At 39.6% G+C, this 17,806-nt stretch carries 23 protein-coding genes; 11 read left to right on the top strand and 12 right to left on the bottom strand.

The features are described from left to right. Positions 1-56: 56 nt before the first annotated feature. Positions 57-920: an AraC family transcriptional regulator gene (locus tag MHN79_RS02315; RefSeq protein WP_239171544.1), complete on the bottom strand. Its 864-nt coding sequence runs from the start codon at positions 918-920 to the stop codon at positions 57-59. Between the two features lie 40 nt (positions 921-960). Beyond that, complete coding sequence (locus MHN79_RS02310) at positions 961-1,977, bottom strand: nitrilase family protein (RefSeq protein WP_239171543.1); 1,017 nt, start codon at positions 1,975-1,977, stop codon at positions 961-963. A gap of 97 nt (positions 1,978-2,074) precedes the next feature. Between MHN79_RS02310 and MHN79_RS02305 the strand changes: the two genes are divergently transcribed. After that, on the top strand, positions 2,075-2,944 hold the full coding sequence (locus tag MHN79_RS02305; protein WP_239171542.1) for a LysR family transcriptional regulator: 870 nt from the start codon (positions 2,075-2,077) through the stop codon (positions 2,942-2,944). 303 nt (positions 2,945-3,247) lie between these two features. After that, positions 3,248-3,508, top strand: coding sequence for a DUF5062 family protein (locus MHN79_RS02300; protein ID WP_239171541.1), 261 nt, complete (start codon positions 3,248-3,250; stop codon positions 3,506-3,508). A 428-nt stretch (positions 3,509-3,936) separates the two neighbouring features. Here the strand turns inward: MHN79_RS02300 and MHN79_RS02295 are convergent, their stop codons facing one another. Then, entirely contained in the window at positions 3,937-4,857 is a 921-nt protein-coding gene (locus MHN79_RS02295; protein WP_239171540.1) for an alpha/beta hydrolase, read from the bottom strand. Between the two features lie 625 nt (positions 4,858-5,482). Here MHN79_RS02295 and MHN79_RS02290 point away from each other — a divergent pair. After that, entirely contained in the window at positions 5,483-6,397 is a 915-nt protein-coding gene (locus tag MHN79_RS02290) for a hypothetical protein (RefSeq protein WP_239171539.1), read from the top strand. A 658-nt stretch (positions 6,398-7,055) separates the two neighbouring features. On the opposite strand, the gene MHN79_RS02285 is transcribed toward MHN79_RS02290, so the two are convergent. Both MHN79_RS02285 and MHN79_RS02280 read right to left on the bottom strand, forming a co-directional pair. After that, positions 7,056-7,382: a hypothetical protein gene (locus MHN79_RS02285; protein WP_239171538.1), complete on the bottom strand. Its 327-nt coding sequence runs from the start codon at positions 7,380-7,382 to the stop codon at positions 7,056-7,058. A 106-nt stretch (positions 7,383-7,488) separates the two neighbouring features. Continuing rightward, positions 7,489-7,854, bottom strand: a complete 366-nt coding sequence (locus tag MHN79_RS02280; protein ID WP_239171537.1) for a hypothetical protein — start codon at positions 7,852-7,854, stop codon at positions 7,489-7,491. A gap of 289 nt (positions 7,855-8,143) precedes the next feature. On the opposite strand from MHN79_RS02280, the gene MHN79_RS02275 reads away from it, so the two are divergent. From MHN79_RS02275 to MHN79_RS02245, 7 genes are all read left to right on the top strand, one after another. Further along, positions 8,144-8,542 (top strand): tail fiber domain-containing protein, encoded by a 399-nt coding sequence (locus tag MHN79_RS02275; protein ID WP_239171536.1) that lies wholly within the window; start codon positions 8,144-8,146, stop codon positions 8,540-8,542. Positions 8,543-8,703: 161 nt separating this feature from the next. Then, positions 8,704-9,411 carry an AzlC family ABC transporter permease gene (locus MHN79_RS02270; RefSeq protein ID WP_239171535.1) on the top strand — a complete coding sequence of 236 codons (708 nt, stop codon included), beginning with the start codon at positions 8,704-8,706 and terminating at the stop codon, positions 9,409-9,411. Continuing rightward, the gene (locus tag MHN79_RS02265) at positions 9,401-9,733 is read left to right on the top strand and encodes an AzlD domain-containing protein (protein WP_239171534.1); all 333 of its coding nucleotides are present in this window, start codon (positions 9,401-9,403) and stop codon (positions 9,731-9,733) included. The genes MHN79_RS02270 and MHN79_RS02265 overlap by 11 nt, the downstream gene beginning before the upstream one ends. 250 nt (positions 9,734-9,983) lie before the next feature. Next, complete coding sequence (locus tag MHN79_RS02260) at positions 9,984-10,163, top strand: hypothetical protein (protein WP_239171533.1); 180 nt, start codon at positions 9,984-9,986, stop codon at positions 10,161-10,163. Further along, positions 10,160-10,897 (top strand): phosphatase PAP2 family protein, encoded by a 738-nt coding sequence (locus MHN79_RS02255; protein ID WP_239171532.1) that lies wholly within the window; start codon positions 10,160-10,162, stop codon positions 10,895-10,897. The genes MHN79_RS02260 and MHN79_RS02255 overlap by 4 nt, the downstream gene beginning before the upstream one ends. A 219-nt stretch (positions 10,898-11,116) precedes the next feature. After that, a complete protein-coding gene (locus tag MHN79_RS02250) occupies positions 11,117-11,521 on the top strand; it encodes a hypothetical protein (protein ID WP_239171531.1) in 405 nt (134 codons plus the stop codon). A 61-nt stretch (positions 11,522-11,582) separates the two neighbouring features. Further along, on the top strand, positions 11,583-12,074 hold the full coding sequence (locus tag MHN79_RS02245; RefSeq protein ID WP_239171530.1) for a GNAT family N-acetyltransferase: 492 nt from the start codon (positions 11,583-11,585) through the stop codon (positions 12,072-12,074). Between the two features lie 202 nt (positions 12,075-12,276). Here MHN79_RS02245 and MHN79_RS02240 read toward each other — a convergent pair whose 3' ends face one another. Continuing rightward, positions 12,277-13,062, bottom strand: a complete 786-nt coding sequence (locus MHN79_RS02240; RefSeq protein ID WP_239171529.1) for a substrate-binding domain-containing protein — start codon at positions 13,060-13,062, stop codon at positions 12,277-12,279. Between the two features lie 253 nt (positions 13,063-13,315). Between MHN79_RS02240 and MHN79_RS02235 the strand changes: the two genes are divergently transcribed. Next, positions 13,316-13,774 (top strand): DoxX family protein, encoded by a 459-nt coding sequence (locus MHN79_RS02235; protein WP_239171528.1) that lies wholly within the window; start codon positions 13,316-13,318, stop codon positions 13,772-13,774. Between the two features lie 114 nt (positions 13,775-13,888). Here the strand turns inward: MHN79_RS02235 and MHN79_RS02230 are convergent, their stop codons facing one another. The 6 genes from MHN79_RS02230 to MHN79_RS02205 all read right to left on the bottom strand — a co-directional run. Beyond that, positions 13,889-14,245 carry a hypothetical protein gene (locus MHN79_RS02230; RefSeq protein ID WP_239171527.1) on the bottom strand — a complete coding sequence of 119 codons (357 nt, stop codon included), beginning with the start codon at positions 14,243-14,245 and terminating at the stop codon, positions 13,889-13,891. Between the two features lie 278 nt (positions 14,246-14,523). Beyond that, the gene (locus MHN79_RS02225; RefSeq protein ID WP_239171526.1) at positions 14,524-14,976 is read right to left on the bottom strand and encodes a RebB family R body protein; all 453 of its coding nucleotides are present in this window, start codon (positions 14,974-14,976) and stop codon (positions 14,524-14,526) included. A gap of 309 nt (positions 14,977-15,285) precedes the next feature. Continuing rightward, the gene (locus MHN79_RS02220) at positions 15,286-15,594 is read right to left on the bottom strand and encodes a hypothetical protein (RefSeq protein ID WP_152432582.1); all 309 of its coding nucleotides are present in this window, start codon (positions 15,592-15,594) and stop codon (positions 15,286-15,288) included. A gap of 312 nt (positions 15,595-15,906) precedes the next feature. After that, positions 15,907-16,536: a hypothetical protein gene (locus MHN79_RS02215; protein ID WP_239171525.1), complete on the bottom strand. Its 630-nt coding sequence runs from the start codon at positions 16,534-16,536 to the stop codon at positions 15,907-15,909. Positions 16,537-16,807: 271 nt separating this feature from the next. After that, positions 16,808-17,290, bottom strand: coding sequence for a hypothetical protein (locus MHN79_RS02210; protein ID WP_239171524.1), 483 nt, complete (start codon positions 17,288-17,290; stop codon positions 16,808-16,810). Next, a partial coding sequence (locus MHN79_RS02205; protein WP_239171523.1) for a hypothetical protein occupies positions 17,287-17,806 on the bottom strand: 520 nt, incomplete at its 5' end. The genes MHN79_RS02210 and MHN79_RS02205, both read right to left, overlap by 4 nt.

The following is a 17,806-nucleotide window of genomic DNA, read 5'->3' as shown; positions in this document are numbered from 1 at the left end:
CCTTCGAAGACTAAGCTTTATAATTGGGCTAGGCCCTACTCCATCAAGTACTATTTTTATCGAATAGGCAGATAAACTTCTGTCAATAGTTCACACTCATCCACTTGATGGCTAAAGTTTATATACCGAAAGAAGCACGGAAAATCCCGTAAACTGGCTCCGCTTTGAGGAAGCCATTTTTGATATAGGTATTCTATCGTTTCATTCATATGGCTATAGCTTCCTTTGTGAATTGCAACCGCGCATCTACCACTAGGAATGACTCCGGATTTTACCCCATATTCATTTTCTGGTATTTCCCCTTGATAAGAACCGCAAATATCAAACTGGAATTCTTCATCTAGTGTGATACTTGGATCAGAGTGCGGGATACCAAATGTGTCATGTGTTTTTATTGGCGATAATCCTGTCGATTTTCGCCACTGTATAAACTTCGATACGGTTTCATAAATCAGCTTTTCAGAGCCGATATGCTCAATTAAAGCAACTTGGGTTTGTTTGAAATCAATGATATTTACATCCATTACTTTATCTCCAACTTTTGGCGGATGATAGTCATACCGTGAGTGCCAACCACGCCACTCAGGTTGATTTCTAAATTGAGAAGGAGACTGACCAAATATTCTCGAAAAAGCGCGAGAAAATGCCTCTAGGCTTTCAAAGTGCGCTTCAAATGCAATGTCCGTAATACTTACTTCATGTTCGAATGCCAAACGAAATGACGCTCTCTTCATACGAGCCAATAATACATATTGGGTAGCACTTATTCCCAAAGACGACTTAAATATCCGATGAAAATGGTATTTGGAACTTGCTGCCAGTGCGCTGAGTTGTTCTAGTGTGAACTCATCATCTAAATTGTGATCAATAAAGTCGCATACTTTTTTGATATGCTGCTCACGGCGCTTGGTCGTTGTCATTCTTCGCTTATTCCCAATTCAGAAGTCGCATTAATAGTAATTAAGATGATTTATAGTTGCTTGATTGAGATTGCTCAATCAAACCTTGGTTTGAGCCGGTAGACTCAGTGGAGAACCTTGCTTGAGCGGGGGTAAGTTCATTTCCTTTTACTGTTAATGCTTGATATAAATTTGGCCTTCTACCACGGATCCAACGCCTACCAGTGCACATACTGAGTTCTTTTGCATCTAGATCTGCAATAACAATATCATCATAAATACTTGTTGTTTCAGCAACCACTTCGCCATAAGGGTTGAGGATCATCGCATTACCAGTTCGAACTTCATCCATATCTAATCCGACTCCATTACTGAAAATGAGGAACATACCATTATCGTGAGCTCGTGATGGCAACCAACGCATTAACCAATCTCGCCCTTTTGGACCTTGCATTTCGGCGCGTATAGCATCTGGATTTGTATTGCGTTCATGCCAAAGTTCTGGATCAATGAGTCCCATCGCGTTTGGACTTCGAGAATTGCATCCTCCGGTTTGGTGTGGAGCAATCAGAATATCAGCGCCTTTGAGCGCTGTAATCCTAGCGTTTTCAACTAAGTTGTTATCCCAACAAATTAAAATGCCAAGCTTCCATCCATAAGGGGTGTCAAAGACGGTATAATCGTTACCGCTAGACATGTATGGACTGACAAACGTATGTAATTTTCTGTGTTTAGCTAATTTCCCATCAGGCATTGCCATTATATATGCGTTATAAAGGTTTCCAGATTGATCTTTTTCAATAAGGCCAACGCCGATAGTGAGTTGATGTTGTGACGACATCGCCAATAGTGCTTGGCATGTATCGCCTTCTGGGACAAACTCCGCAAGAGAAAACACGGCTTCTTTATCCAGTTTCGATACATGCCAGTAACCAGTCACGCACATTTCAGGGAACACTATGATTTCTACTTTTTGAATAGCGGCCTGTTTTACGTAGTGTTCAACGACTGATAGGTTGTAAACTTTATCATTAGCCCGATGGTTAAACTGAACGGATGCAACACGCAGATTTTTCATATATGTTTCCTTGGTGACTCTAACTTTTCCCCAGAGTGTAAATAGGATGTTTCATTCCGTATAATGACTTTTCTTACATCTTCAATGAGTTATTGGAATGGATTTTGATAAGCTGCATACCTTCTGCCAGTTAGCACAAGATGGAAACTACCGTATTGCGTCGGAACACTTATGCATTACTCAATCTGCGCTCACAAAAAAAATTCAGCGCCTTGAAGCGCAGATAGGGATAAGCTTGTTTGATAGGGGAAGGCAAGGGGCCTGTTTAACGCAGGCAGGACAGACTCTTCTACCAGAAGCTCAGCGGTTAGTTGCAAGCTTTAAAGCCTTTGGTGCGTTAGCGGATATGGTTGTTGAGGGGACGACAGGTACCCTTAATATAGGTTTTGGTATTTCGTCCTACCATCTTGCGCCTAACTATATAGCTCGGTTTAAGCGCCATTTTCCGAATATTCACATTACGTTGAATGATTTACCATCGCACAGCCAAAACATTGCGCTATTGCGTGACGAGCTTCAATTAAGCTTTAGCCGATTACCCGTTGACCCACCTTTGACTGCTATTCGCCTTATATCGGATAGTTTAGTTGTCGCTTTTCACCGAAGTGTTTGTGTAGACAAAAGCAACCTATGGCAATGTCTTAAAAGGAAAAATTACTTACGACTGAGGTCAGCACGTGGTAGAGGCCTTAGCAGGCAGATAGATATGTTGCTGGCTGAACATGGGCAGAAACTATACCCGGTACAGGAGGCTGATGACATTCAAACATTGTTAGCTTTAGTCTCTGCTGATTTAGGATTTACCATAATACCCAAAAGTGCAAGTTACATAGCGAATAGCAATATTATCTTTTTCTCGTTAGAAGGAGAACAGTCAGTATGGGAATCTGGTTTGGTTTGGAACCAAGATATTAGCCATCCTGCACGAGATAACTTTATTGAATTTATTCTTAACGAAGAGAAGTAATTGCTCGATTTGTGGGCATTTACGCCCACTTGATAGAATTGGGTAGTTCTTGTTTTAGTGCATATATGTGCCTAATTAACTGGCCTTCATGCATGGTTTCATGCTCAAGTAACTGGACCAGTAAATCGTGTCTTTCTGATGTCCAATCTTGAACCTCACTTATCTCATTATTGAATGCTTGTGTTGAAGAGTGCAGTTTAGCGAGAATCTTTGCTGGGTTGGCGCTTAATCTGAGAGTCTGTTAACAGGCACTTTTGTTGGTTTGGTGTAGTCTAAGTGCAATTATTTAAAGAGGTTTTCTTCATGTCAAAAAAATCAAAACTTCATAACGAAGACAAACTGGTCAAAAAAGCGTTAGAAATTGGCGGTAAAATGGCCAAAATGCAAGGTTTTGACTTACCTCAGTCTCCTCAGCCTTTGAAAGTAAAAGCCATCTATCTGTTTTTGGTTGATGCTAAGCAAATTACACCTTTGCCAGAGAGTAAACTTGATGGAACCAGTATCAAACATAGATTGGCACTCTGGATTCATAATGCTCTGCCGGATGACGATCCTTTGAAATAGAGGTGTTAGGACTTCCATCCCAGATAAATTGAGCAAGAAGAGATCGAGTTTCAATACTTGTTCCCTCTTAAAATTGATAAGACATGTCTCAATAGCTGTAGCTACTTCTGAATCCGCCAAATTAGCAAAGTCACTAGCTCAATTTTGTCTAAGGAAGTCCTAGCGACGATCTCGGCAAGCACGTCTTTTGCCCCATTCCAATTTAACGCAATTACTCAGAGGCAGATCGTGCCACTGAAATCACCATACTTTTGTTCATGGTTTCCAGCAGAGAGACCATGATAGAAAACTCCCATCTTCTTTCCCATTATAATGAAACTGAAGTCATTCGCATTTGAATGTCTATACTCTAAAATCTTGTACTGAACGACTTTTGTCATGTGAGCCAACCTTTCAGCGAGGAAAATCAGTAAAGCTTGGCGTAAAGCTCATTTATTGGATTGGATAATAGTAGCAACTTGATTAATGGACTCTTTAGCCGCATGGCTTATGCCTGAGAGCTGAAAAAATCCGTGAGTTACGCCTAAATACCTTCTACACTGAGCTTCAACTCCTGCATCCAGCAACTTGCGATATAGAAGTTCACCTTCATCAACTAAAGGATCGAATTCCGCAGTAAGAATATGAGTTTCTGGAAGACCCGCTAAATCAGTTCGATATAGAGGACTTGCCTCAGGGTGCTCTCGCGATACTTCATTTAAGTACATATCATACCCTGTTACCAAGGTATCTTTGGTAATGATGTAGTGCTTACCATTATCTTCATAGCTTTGACTCGAAGCAGTCGCATCTAACATAGGATAAATAAGAATTTGCTTTGCTGGTTGCCAGTCAGAATGTTCTTTTAATCGTAAAGATGTTACGAGACATAAGTGGCCTCCTGCGCTATCTCCGACAAGACTTATATTATGTGGGTCACCACCCCAATCAGCACAGTGTTCACGTATAATCAAGGTCGAGTTATATGCGTCATCGTGTGCTGCTGGATAAGCATGCTCAGGAGCCAGTCGGTACTTTACCGCTATGACAATTGCACCAGAAACATTAGCCAGTTTTCTAAGTTGTTGATCGTGGGTATCGAATCCACCACTAACAAAACAACCACCATGAAAATATATCGCTACTGGTAGTCTTTCTTCAGCAGATGGTTTGTACATGCGTAGCGTTAAACCATCAATCTCTACCTCTCTGACTTGATTTACAGGCTCGCTTTCCCCTGCAAGAGAGACACTGTCCAAGTAGCATTGTCGCCGCTCAGCAATAGACTGATTCCTGACGGAAGGGCATCCTGCCTTGATAAAACCTTCAACAAGCTCTTTTATACCCTTCTCCAAACTAAGACTTACCATTAAAGACGCTCCTGTTGTTTATTATGACCAGCCTAATTGACTGTATGTAAATACAGTACCATCCTGCAATTGTCAATTTAAAACAGACGACTTATCACCTAAGTCATCTCAGAAGAAGAGAGCTTAATCATAAGCAAGCATTGATGAGTTTATAGCAGTAAATGTCTACAGATATCAATGGAAAGAAATGGATGACGTTAGATTCGAATTAATTGCACCACGCATGTTAATGCGTCAAGTCAAAAATTATATTGATGAGCTCAAAAAAAATAAATAAAAAAGCCATAAAGTTGATGCATTACACGGTGTATTTTTGGTTTGAAGCTTGGTGTATTTTGTAAGTTCAGTGGGAGCACAAATTATGGTGACGCTACTTTCAATACCTCAACTAATTCGTTATATTCTAATTTATTAATGTGGCTGACAAGCTTCTTTCCATTCCTAATAAAACCAGATTCTATTCATATTTGCTCTCAAAAATTGAGGACTAAAAGCGTCACTTTGAGCGTTTTAGTAGTCAAAATAACTATTTGGTCGGTAAATGCCTCAAAACACCTTGTGAGGCGTTATAAATAACTGAAAATATTGATATCATCTGGCTTATTTTTTATTAAGGCCAACTCACATGCGGTATGAATCTTTCCCATATGTCCCAGAAGAAAGGCAAGAAACCACAAGAGAAAGAGCAGCGCGTCAACGTCAAGAGCGAAGAGCGGAACTAACTTATACCGTAAAGGACGAGAAACGTTGGGCAGAAAATAGAGAGCGGGTTATTGCAGAGCGCGCTGCTGCACAGCAGGCTTACGATCTTACTGAAAAAGAGTGGAATAAAGACTTACAAGAGCAAGCCAAAGAATATCAGTGGGATACGTCTCAACAAACTAATGTCAGCATTGCTGTGATGACAGTTGAAGAAGCAAACGAGTATTTAGATTTACTCATGAAAGACACTCACGGAGAGCTCGCTACAGGTAAAGACTACACAGGTGTAAGCATGGGCTTAAAAGGTGCCTATGAAGTCGCTAAAGAACTTGGAGGATGGGGAGCAACAGCTAAAGCGGTCGATATCAATGGAGTAACGAATATTGTCGTTGAAAATTACAAGCCTAAATATTTAGATCTCGGTATTCGCTGGCAGGAAGCGACACCTCAAATGCTTAAAATTGGCTACGCACTGAATACTGTTAAGGGCAATATTAATTTCTTGAAAGGTAACATATATGTAGAGCTTGTTTTCAGTGGTGCAGTCAATGCCGTTGATTACATAATGCATGATGAAAAAACCTTGGGTGAGGTTGTCGGCCAATATTCTGCTGATGTAGCCAAGGGAATTGTGGCGGGCGTAATAGCTCAAGGTCTAACAATAGGGCTTAGGGTTGGCTTGGCAGTAGCCTTTGCATCACCTCCCACCGCCATTGTTCTCGGATTTTTTGCGATAGCTGCCTTTGGTATAGGTAAGGTTGTTTCTGCTATCGATGATCAGTATCAGTATACCGAACCAATGAAAAAAGAAATTGAAGGATTAATTAATGAAAATTAATCGGTTACGCTCAGGATTGTTTTTAGCATCATGTGTTGCACTCTCAGTTTTAGTTTTTTTGCTTGCGCCACAGAATTTATTTGTACCGAAGGAACTCCCAAGCGTAGTAAAGGTTTACAGTGCACTTAACGACGCCTCCTTGCTCGCTATTAGCTATACATTAATAGTGGCATCGCTATTAGCACTTATAGTTTTTGTTACTGGAAGGTGTTTAAGATGGATGCCTAAATTTATCATTATAATTCTAGGCGGCCTTTTTTTTGTTACGTTTGCCTATGGTTGGAAGATTAATCTATCAATACAGAATGAACTCAATAACCAAGGTTATATAGAATGCAGTTCTGAACGCGAGTTTTCCCTCAAATATTCAAGTCGTACTTACGTTCTCCCACCAGAAACATGTAATTGAGTCGGTGCTCTCGTCGTTTTATACGCCACAAATGCTTGGGATCAGGTCTTTCATTTTGCCCTAGCTAAATTTATCCGAACGCCTGACATTCATCTGAAATCGTAACGTACAATTGTCCAGAATTTTTGTAAATTGGACTAAAAATTACAGTATTGACTAACTCAAAAGTGCCGCTTTTTTATTCGCGCGAATATCCAGTTGTTCTATCGCTAAGCTTAGATATTTAAAAAAAAGTACTGTTAGTGATTATTAAAGCCGATAGGCAGACGGTACTCCCCTTGAGTCATAGATTGTTTTGTGGCCATCAAGTAGAATTCTTGTACCATCGGTTTTTTGTATTTCAAACACTTCCCACCCTGATGTTCTTCGCTCTGCTGGCTGTGGTACATAGCCAGCGGGACAGCTAAACGCTTTACTGTCATAATGACTTTCTGTTACACGAAACACATTAAAATATCGTCCGTTACTTTGTGTAATCCTTGCCCATGTTCCCTCTATTGTTTCGTAGTTTCCATTATTATCCAGTAACCAATCCCAGTCGCTGCCATCGGGTAGTCCACAATAAACATAAGTCATTGAGTATGATATTGAGGGATAAAGCGACAGTATAAATAAAAAATAAGCGAGTACCTTTTTCATTACTATTTAATCTCGGCTGTATAAGTGTGAATATTTTGAGTTTTTACAATGAGCGAAGGTAATGGCTTTGATGACGGCTAGTATTGTGATAAGACTTATGCCCGTCCATAAAATAGGTCGAGCCATTGGGAAGTGTTATTTGGAATACTTCCCAATATGAGGTATTGCGGTCAGCAGGTTGGAGGTTATAACCCGAGGGGCAATCTAGGTTTTTTTCATCAAAGGTTGCTTTCTCTACGTTGAATACATTGAAGAAACTTGAATCATGAAGAGATACTCTTCTCCATTGCCCTTCTATACTGATGTAGTTTCCTTGTTCATCAAGCAACCAATCCCAATCACTGCCATCGGGTAAACCACAGTAGACATAAGTGAGAGCTGTCGCTTGAGAAGTATTTATTACACTCATGAAAAAAACTAAAATTGCGGCTAATGTCTTCATTATAAGATTGTTTTGTATAGTTACACCGGATTTTTTTAACATAAAAAGAACATTTTCGAACTGGATATTTTAAATTAATTGCTTTTCGTCACCAAAATTAATCATTTTAAGGATAAATTAATCATTATTTTGCTTTTTATATTTTATTGGTTAGATATTCTATATCATCCTTTGTATCGCTTTTATTATATGGTTAAATATATTCTTGCATTTGATAGTTATAAAAAATAAATAAATTACTATTTAGTGAGATTTTATGTTAAACAACAAAATTCTTTATTTCATTACTTTTGTCATGGCCTTTGTGTCTAATTTAGTCAATGCAGACAATTTACCACAACCCAAAGTGTGTCCAGATAAGTTTCAACCATGGTGCAGTGATATAAAATTGAAGAAAAATATTACCGATATTATATCCCCGATGGAGAAAGTAAATCGCATTCAAGGTGTTCGATACCAACTTAACGGTTCAGATAGAACAGAGTTTGGCTTCATTGCTCAGGACTTAAAGCTTGTTTATCCTGAAATTGTCCATGATGATCCAGAATTAGGCTATTTGAGAGTTGACTATCGCTCAATGATTCCAATCTTGCTCGAAGCCATTAAAGCACAAAATAAACGTATTCAAACCTTAGAGAACCAGATGAATAAATAAAAAAACATCAATTTCTGAGTTCAATATTAACATAATATTTGGTCTTAATTATTTGCCTATGAGAAATATTGTAGTTAATTATATTATCTGGCCTAGATCTATTAATGAAAAGTATGATAAATATGTTCTCATAACAATTTGTAGAAAAGAGGCCATCGATTTTGAACTTTAAACTACCCAGTGAAGCTAGGTTAATTTATCAAGCCAGTGTTGCAATTTTCCCATTGTGTTTAGCACTAATCCCTTGGGGAGTACTGTGTGGCTCATTGGCGATTCAAGCAGGGCTTTCCCCGTTGCAGGCACAGGCAATGTCACTGTTTGTGTTTGCTGGCGCTGCTCAGTTGGCGGGTATTTCTCTATTTGGTGTAATGAGCCCTACATTGCCCATACTATCTTCAACTTTTGTTATCGGCTCTCGTCATCTTCTTTATTCAGCCGTTTTTCAAACACACATCATGAAGCTATCTTGGTTTAAACGTATGGCTTTCGCTTTTTTTCTTACCGATGAAATGTTTGCTGTTTCAACCAGTCATATAGATAAAACTCGCTCGTTTAGTTACGTGTATGCCATGACAGCAGGAGTGGGCTTTTATTTGGTTTGGAACCTTGCAACGCTCGGCGGAATAATCGCAGGTTCAAGTATTGATAATATTGAGGAGCTCGGACTTGAATTTGCAATCGCTGCAACATTCATTGCTATTGTTATCCCATCAATAAAAGACCGTTCGACTCTTTTTGCGGTGCTTGTCAGTGGCTTTTCTGTACTGGCTTTAGACATGGTAGGATTTGAGTATTCTCTTATTGGCGCGACGATACTGGGGATGATTACTGGCTTTTATACATCGAATGGAGAAAAACATGACGCTTAATACCGAGTGGGTTATTTTCTTAATGGCTCTGATCACATTTTCATGTCGATATCTGTTTTTTATGAAATCAATGCCGATTTCTCTTGGTAGTAAAACCAAGCAGCTTCTTAGGTATACGGCGCCTTCTGTACTGACTGCCATGTGGGTACCAATCGTATTTTTAGGTCATGGTTCTTCTCTTGAGACATTGCATTATAGCCCATTTTTTTATGCTGGCGCTATTACCGTGTTGCTGAGCTTAAGATACAAAAATACATTACTGATTGTTACGGGTGGTATGGTGGTATTTTCTGTTCTCAACTGGTTGTTTGCTTCACTGTAGGTAGATAAAAAGCGATAACTTTTACCTTTATACATAGGGTCGTTTTAGAGAATACATATCTGTCAATCACCTCAGGCTCCTCAGGTTTTCACCTGATTTCATGCGTTATCTCATTAGGGTAGGCTGTGGCTATGGCTTGCTCTAAGTCACTGACTTTTATACCGGTTACGGAATAAATCAGTGTGTTCTTCGAATAAGAATAGGGCAAGCCTTACTATTGCTTTATTTTCTTATTTAACTGATAAAAGCCATGAAATTTATAAAATCATTAATGAATCAAGTTCAAACTCGATTGACCCTATGTGCGAATAACCAAAAAACAAGAGATTGGAATCCAGCTAGAGTTGACCAATTAACGGCTTCTTATCAAGAACATCCGTCTTGCCATACAGAAATGGGTTCATCCATTCTAAAAGGAGTTCGTCGATGATCAAGAATGTTGCTGTTATGGCCTCGATATTATGGTCCACGCATATTTTCGCTGCCTCTAATGATGAAATTGTAAACTTCTTATCTATCTATGAAGTACCAGATAGTCTCTCCATTCTTCCTCCTCCACCAACTGAAAATACAGTTCAATGGAGTGCTGATAAGCAAGCCTTTATCCAAACACGACATTTTGAAGGAGAGAGAAGGTGGAAGCTTGCAATAGCCGATGCCAACTTATCTGCTAATCACATGGGTGATGCATTTAGTGGTGTTTTAGGCATTGATATCTCACCTACAACAACACCCAAACTTATTGAAGTTCTGAAAAGGGTACGTGGCGACAGTGCTAGGCTGGCGGTTCGCTCAGCTAAGCTTGAATATATGAGAACCCGCCCGTTTGTTTATTTTGATACCCATTCTTGTACGCCAGAAAGCGAGAAGAGCTTGTCAGAAAATGGATCTTATCCTTCAGGTCACGCTTCCTATGGTTGGGCCGCAGCTTTGGTGTTAGCAGAGTTAGTCCCTGAGAAACAAAACGTGCTGCTAGCGCGCGGCTATGATTTTGGGCAAAGCCGTGTTGTATGTGGCGTACATTGGCAAAGCGATGTCGATGCAGGCAGGTTAATGGGCTCTGCGGTATTTGCTAGGTTGCATGCTAAGCCAGAGTTTCGTCAAGCAATGGCAGAAGCCTCAAAGGAGTTAAAGAAACTAGGCGTGATATCTAGTACTCAATAATAAAGATTAAATTTTTAGTATAAGGATGCCAAGGATATGGTGTCCACCTTTCACCAAATCACCTAAATTTTTCTGTATTGATTTCGACAATAAATCGCCTGAAAATGCATTAATTATGTGCTTGATCGTATATCTTGATTTTATTATAGTCACTAATAATCAATCTGTTAGATTGAAGATACCTATCCTTTTCTAGATATAGTAGTACTAGGGGAAATCATGTATAAGTTAACTGACTTTGAACTAAGTAAAACTGAATTTAGATTTAAAAAAGATGTATATCCATTGGCGAAAATAAATCAATTTCGTGTTAAGAAATTATCCATTCTTGATAATTTTTGGCAGATTTTATTTTGGATACTGCTTTTTTCTGGTTCTGTTTGGCTTGGAATTTCACAGTTAGAGGAGTCTCCACTATGGTTAAAGATTGTCGTTGCAAGCCTTACCACAGTAGGATTTGTTTTTGGACTCACTCGCTGCGCGAAATATGCCCTTCAAATAGAATTTCGCCATATCGATGAAACAGGCGCCCAGTGGGTGAACGTAGCCAAGTCTTATTCAACGTCCGATAACAAGTTATTTATACAACAAGTACAAATATGGAAGGACTTGAGTCGTCGATAAGTCATATAAATATTAGGTAAATTATTCGGGTGTATCGACCCTATCTTTGTTGAGGAGAAGTATGGATATTGAAATAAGGCGATCACAAGCCTCAGATGCTATGCAAATTAGAGATATTTACGCATGCACCAACGCATACAGTAATACGCTGCAACTGCCTTTTCCATCGGCTGATTTTTGGCATGATAGGGTCGAAAATATGACAGATAACTGCCATAGATTTGTCGCTTTAGTCGAGGGTGAAATCGTCGGGGATATTTCTCTCATCATTAGTGTGAATCCACGTCGCAGGCATGTAGCTTCGTTTGGGATGGGAATTAAAGACAACTATTCTGGCCTAGGAGTGGGTAGCAAGTTGCTTTCAACCATCATAGATCTGGCAGACAACTGGCTAAATTTATCTCGCATCGAACTTACCGTATACACAGACAACCAAGCCGCGATTGGTCTATATAAAAAGTTTGGCTTTGTTATTGAGGGTGAATCTGCTGCTTTCGCATACAGAAATGGCGAATATGTCTCTGCTTACCATATGGCGAGATTTAATAGTTGAACGCAGCCAGTGCCTGCCTGCTTTAGCAGACACTGTGATTATGCCTTATGGCACGTTAAACTAATTGGTTACTCACTTAAGGTGTGGGGACAAAACCATAAGCTTTGATCAGCGCTTTACCAGATTCAGTCTTGAAAAATTCCAAAACAACTTTAACTCCCGGCTTGTTTGACGATGACTTGTTGACCACTAGGTTTAGTGGTCAGACATAACCGTATTGAGAGTTAAATTGTCCATCAACCATAGGCGCAACTCCATCTACGGAGACCAGTTTGACAGTCTGTCCAAGTGCGTTGTTTGGTATGGCCCCTAAAGAACCAAACGCGAGTCCATTTTTAAAACGTTGAGCAATCGATTTTGTAATGGTTAGTTCATCTTCGAAATAGGTAATAGGCGCAAGTTTTTTTCCTTTCAAGTTGAGCTTGGCAAGAAAAACATCATGAGTACCATGGTGTGAGCCTTTGCCTAGTAGCCTTATTTTTCCACCTGTTGTACCTAATTCTTCCCATGTTTTTATCTGCCCAGAGAAGGCTTGGGATAACGAGTTAAGAGGAATATTATCAACGGAATTTGTAGTAGAAACCATAAATACTAGTGCGTCAGAACCAATACTAACTACATCGAGCGAGCTCTTAAGGGGTGACTCCTTCTCTTTTAGTGCTCTTGAAGCCATACCTATATCAACTTGATTGTCGAAGGCACTTTTTACCCCTTTTGAAGATCCTCCGGGGCGAACATTGAACACATAGCTATTAAAGTGTTGCTTGATTTGCGCAAGTTGATCTGGACCCAGAGCTTGGTTAATTGCATCAATGGATTTCACTTCTTCAGCGGGTAAGCTGACTTTTCCTTGTCTTAATACGTAATTAAGATGATCAAAAATAGGTTTGATTGTTGTTGAGCCAGCAACGGCAATTGTTTCTGCTTTTACACTAAAGCTTGCCAATGCCAGTATAACGGGGAGAACTGTTAATAGCTTCATCATCATTATTGTCCTAGAACTGAAAAACATACACTTTCTAAGGTTAGCCGAGTTGTTTTATTTAACAATTTTTAAAACTTACGCTTCACCATCATGATTTCTATTGTTGATGTATGTTATTCATTCAGTTTTTTCGAATAATATCATCATCGATATGGGATTTAACTCTGACTTATGTACGACTAGTATTGAATTCAAGTCAGCAATAGTAGTTATAACGATAAGTTTGTTGTTATTTGAAAATATTGAGGTAAGAACTATGAAGGCACTGTTTCGAGCGTTATCAGTTTCAAATTCGGGATTTGAAACACTCATTCTGCGTATTCCAGTCGGAATTATATTTATGGTACATGGAGCACAGAAATTATTTGGTTGGTTTGGCGGTTATGGTTTAGCAGGCACAGGGCAGTGGATGGAGTCGATAGGTCTTGGCCCCGGTGTATTAATGGCCTTTTTAGCGGGCAGTGCTGAATTTTTTGGTGGGCTTTTTATCCTGCTTGGGCTTTTAACCCGTCCAGCGGCAATACTGACCGCTTTTACTATGGTGGTGGCCATCTTTAGTGTTCATATCGAAAATGGATTATTTATGTCTAATAATGGCTATGAGTTTGGTTTGGTGTTACTTGCTTCCTCGGCTTCATTAGCCATTAGCGGTGCAGGTAAAATGGCGTTAGATAACCATATCGCAAGGCGTCTAAGTCAGCTAATAGCAGTTTAGTTCGGGGTTTGTAAAGTATCCACGCGAGATTGAACATATCCCGCGCGGACTTTTTATACTCAGCCGACGCCCTCAACCTATATTCAGTGCGTCAGATAAGGTAAATATTGGTTTCTATCGTCTATCGATACTACAGGTGAAGTTGTGGCTCGGAGCATCTGCTGGTACTGGCGGTGGCACCGGGATAGCGTTTAGTCTGATAACAGCAAGCTCTTCTGTTTCAAAGTAGTTTGGCGCGTGGTATACACGGTAGTTGAATCCATAGAACCCATCGTGGTATTCAACATATTCTGACTGGCCAATCCATGCATCTTGCGATTCTGTTTTTAGCTCATGTAGCTCATTTACACAATATTTAGAAAGATGGTACGTAGATTGTTCATCATCATTAAGCAATTTAATGAAAGAAGCGGATGCACTTGTTGATGCAACAAGTAACATTGATGCAAGGGATAGAGATTTTAACTGCATAATCAGCCAACCTTATGTTATTCAATTCGTTATTTCTTGTTTGAAGTTTAGCTCGTGCATAGTCAATAAATCCTTGATTAATATAATCTTTGACTGCAGAGCAAGGCGGATGATAGTGTTTGATTATTATACTGAAAAGGTCTATTTCATTACTGACAAATGAAATACCTTAATGTTTAACTGCCATCACTTTTTTTTTATAAATTAACAACAATATAATAAACATATCACTCTATTGAATGTTTATAACTAGCACGAATTAATTGGTTTAGATATCCTTACTGCGTTTTGGGGTTATGAAGAACAAGTCCATCGGGTTTGACTTTGCCCATCATCGAATTAGCCTTGGGTGTCGGAACGCTTGGCCCAACCGATGTGGCGAGTATTCTTGCGCAGGTGCTAGCCACAGTAGCGGCTGTCGTCACCTGAGATTGCTGCTGATTATTGATTGCGTTGTGCATTGCCAAGCCAATGGTATCGGCAAAGGTACTGTCTGTGAGTTTGGTGCCTTGTTTAGAGAAAGGCGAAGATGATTCATTCGAAGCCTGTTCGGAAAAGTCACTCATGTGCGGGGCCTCAATGGCTTGCATGGCAGCTTCTTGCGCGGCTTGTCCTGCTCTTTTCGCTGCTTCTTCCGCTTGCATCGCTGCTTGTTTTGCTACCTGATTTGCGGCTTTCTTTGCTGCCTGTTTGGCTGCGCGCTTCGCTGCTTGCTTTAGGAACCAATTCATAGTCTTTCCATATCCATAATGTGCAGAACTCACGTAATGATTTATTCATAGTAAAGAAAAGTGAATCAAAAAAAGAGGGAACAAACTATTAAACCTCGGTAAAAAAGGAGCATTGTTACAATGTGGTTTTATAACCCATACGGTTATATTAAATAGGGTCTGTGTATGTTCGTGGGTGAAGAGTAATTTTAGACACTTTAGGTGATGTATGGCTGGTGAAAAGGTGACTATATAAACAGGTAAAATATACCTAAACAAAAAGAGTGGGAGAATTCCCACTCTTTTGGTGAAAAGTATTCGGCTAAGCGATTAATACTTAGCTTTGCACATTGCTAAAATAGCCGTAGCCATTTGCTCTGAGCTAGGTAGGTCTGCGCCCATTGACTCATAGCCGATGCCTTGAAGTTCCATATTCATGCTTTGGAATAACGCATTTAGTGCTCCTCTTCTTTCTGGATTACGCAGCTCTTCAAGTGAAGCCACCGCACAACCACGCATATCCAAAGTCGCTGCCGCTTCGATCAACTGGTTTTCTTTTTCTGTTAATGGGGCTGTATTAGCAACCGCACCAGTGGAAGCGAAAAGAAGTGTAGCCAGCAGCGTTGTTGTCATTTTCATAGTGTTAAACCTTGTTATTTTGTTAGGTATAATTGATAAAGCAACAAATAAATTGTTGATTTGTATGAATTTAAATTCGAATTCAGCATAGCTACAAATCAGAATCTTCGACAAACAAAGGATGAGAAATTATGCGAAAGCTGTGAGTGATGATGCGGTGAAAAGCAACCATCAAGATTGTAAGCAGCGTGATTTGTGATGCGCCCAGCGATGAAGGGGATTTACTTGGATTTATATCATCAAAAGCTTCGGTGATGTAACGGAGAAATTAGTTACTATTTCATATGCTTATATGCGTATTCAAACCATTGTTCAATCAACCTGAAGGCGTTGTTGCTCGTAATCCTCTAGTGCTTGATTAATGTGGCGAACCGAGACAAAAGCCACACCATCATCAAATATAAAAGCGCCTATTGGAATAAGTAGAATACCCGTCATATAAGTGCTTAGCTCACCACCAGTTATTATTATGTGGATAGACAACATAAAGCCCAAAAAGCCTAAAGCAGTAATAACAATGCCAGCGATAAGGTTGTACAACTTCATTAGGGTTTCAAATAAGCTAACCTTGATACGAAATGAGTACTGCTCTATTCCCGAGATATCGGGTGTATTCTTAAAAGCACGCAAAACATGCCGAAAGGCGACACTATCGCCTAGTCTCTGATTGAGTAAAAAGACAGCGTTTAGCATAGGTGTACTTAAACGCACGCCATGTACGCTCTTAAAATATTCAATATCGAGCTCATTTCTTAAGTGAGACTTTAACTCGGATGACACTAAAGGCTCTTGCAGCGCGGCTAAAATTTGGGCTTGTCTATTTTTACGCAGATAGAAGTAATACTCAGTCACTTTCTGGATGTTGAGCAAAATTGAGACGAAGGCAATCGTCACCGCTACCCAGTATTTGCCTTCGGAAATGGCGTCTAGAAAAAGGTTCATTATTTTAGTCGCTACGTTACTTGACCATATGAGTCTAAGTGATTGAATTTACGGTTAAGCTGAGATGAAATCAAGGTGAATTGGTCGAAAATAAGATGCAGATGTAAGGGAATAGTGAAGTTCATCGTTCACTACTTTCTGAACGGTATGAGTCAAAATACGCTGTATAGATAAAAATATAGGCACCATATTCTGTCTATATGGTGCCTGTGTTTAATCGATTATTCTCTATCAGCTAAGTTCAAACGGAAGTGAAATTTTAAGGCTTTCACTATTTTTCTACCAAGTACAGTGTATTTGGTGGGCAACTTGCTACACAATCAGCAACTATAATACCTTCGAATGATTCGATAGAAGTGTATTTAACTTTCTCTATTTCATCACATAAGCTAAGCGAAATGCCTAGTTCTCTCACTGAGTTGCTATTTAGTAATGTTTTAATAATTTTGGTAATTTCAAAAATCCTGTCCTCTAATAAAAATGGAATTTTGCTGTGGGAATTACCTTCAGATTCATCTTCGGGGTCGTAATCATATTCATTCAGCAATATTGTTGCAGTACTAGAATTATTTGAATCAGATATAATAAAATACACGATATCTTCGCGCGAAGATATGTTCTCAGGATAATTATACAAATTCAAATTATTCTCAAACTTGAACCCCAAATCCGTCTTCTGCTGAATCTCATTTTCTGTAGATATCAACTCTGTTCTGTGAATAGAATTGATATAACCGATTATAGTTTCACTCATTTGTTTTTTATCCAAGGTCCTACGGGCGTTCCGTTTTCTGATAGTTCCCTAAAAACATCTTGCTTAACTGGAAAGCCTCGCTCGTTGTAGTCAAATCTGTGTTCATGGGCCACCGATCTGCCATCTGCACGCTTTCCTAACGGGCCATGAGTACTTTGTTGACCATAATCTTCTCGACTGAATGCTTTACCTTTATCATCATAATAAGTAACGCTTGATGAACCATCCGCTCGTTTACTTTCTATTATTGAATTTGGCTCAGAAGTCTTGGGAGCCTTACCACCAGTGTTTACAGTATGCGGTGTCTCGACCTTCTTCCCAACTTCAGCCACATCCGAAGATAAGCGGGCTACTTTGGTGCTGCCAGCAGGAACATAGGGTATTAGAATCGCGGCGGTGTCGCAAGCTAAGTCGGCTGCACCTTGATTAACCATAACAGGGTTATTGGTCGCATAGCCGACGCCAACTTTACCCAAATCATACACAATGTTGAGCCCATCCCAAACGGTATCGACA

This window comes from Vibrio sp. Of14-4 (assembly GCF_022347625.1).
In the GTDB taxonomy this organism is placed as follows: domain Bacteria; phylum Pseudomonadota; class Gammaproteobacteria; order Enterobacterales; family Vibrionaceae; genus Vibrio; species Vibrio pristinus.
This window is presented reverse-complemented; position numbering and strand designations above follow the sequence as displayed.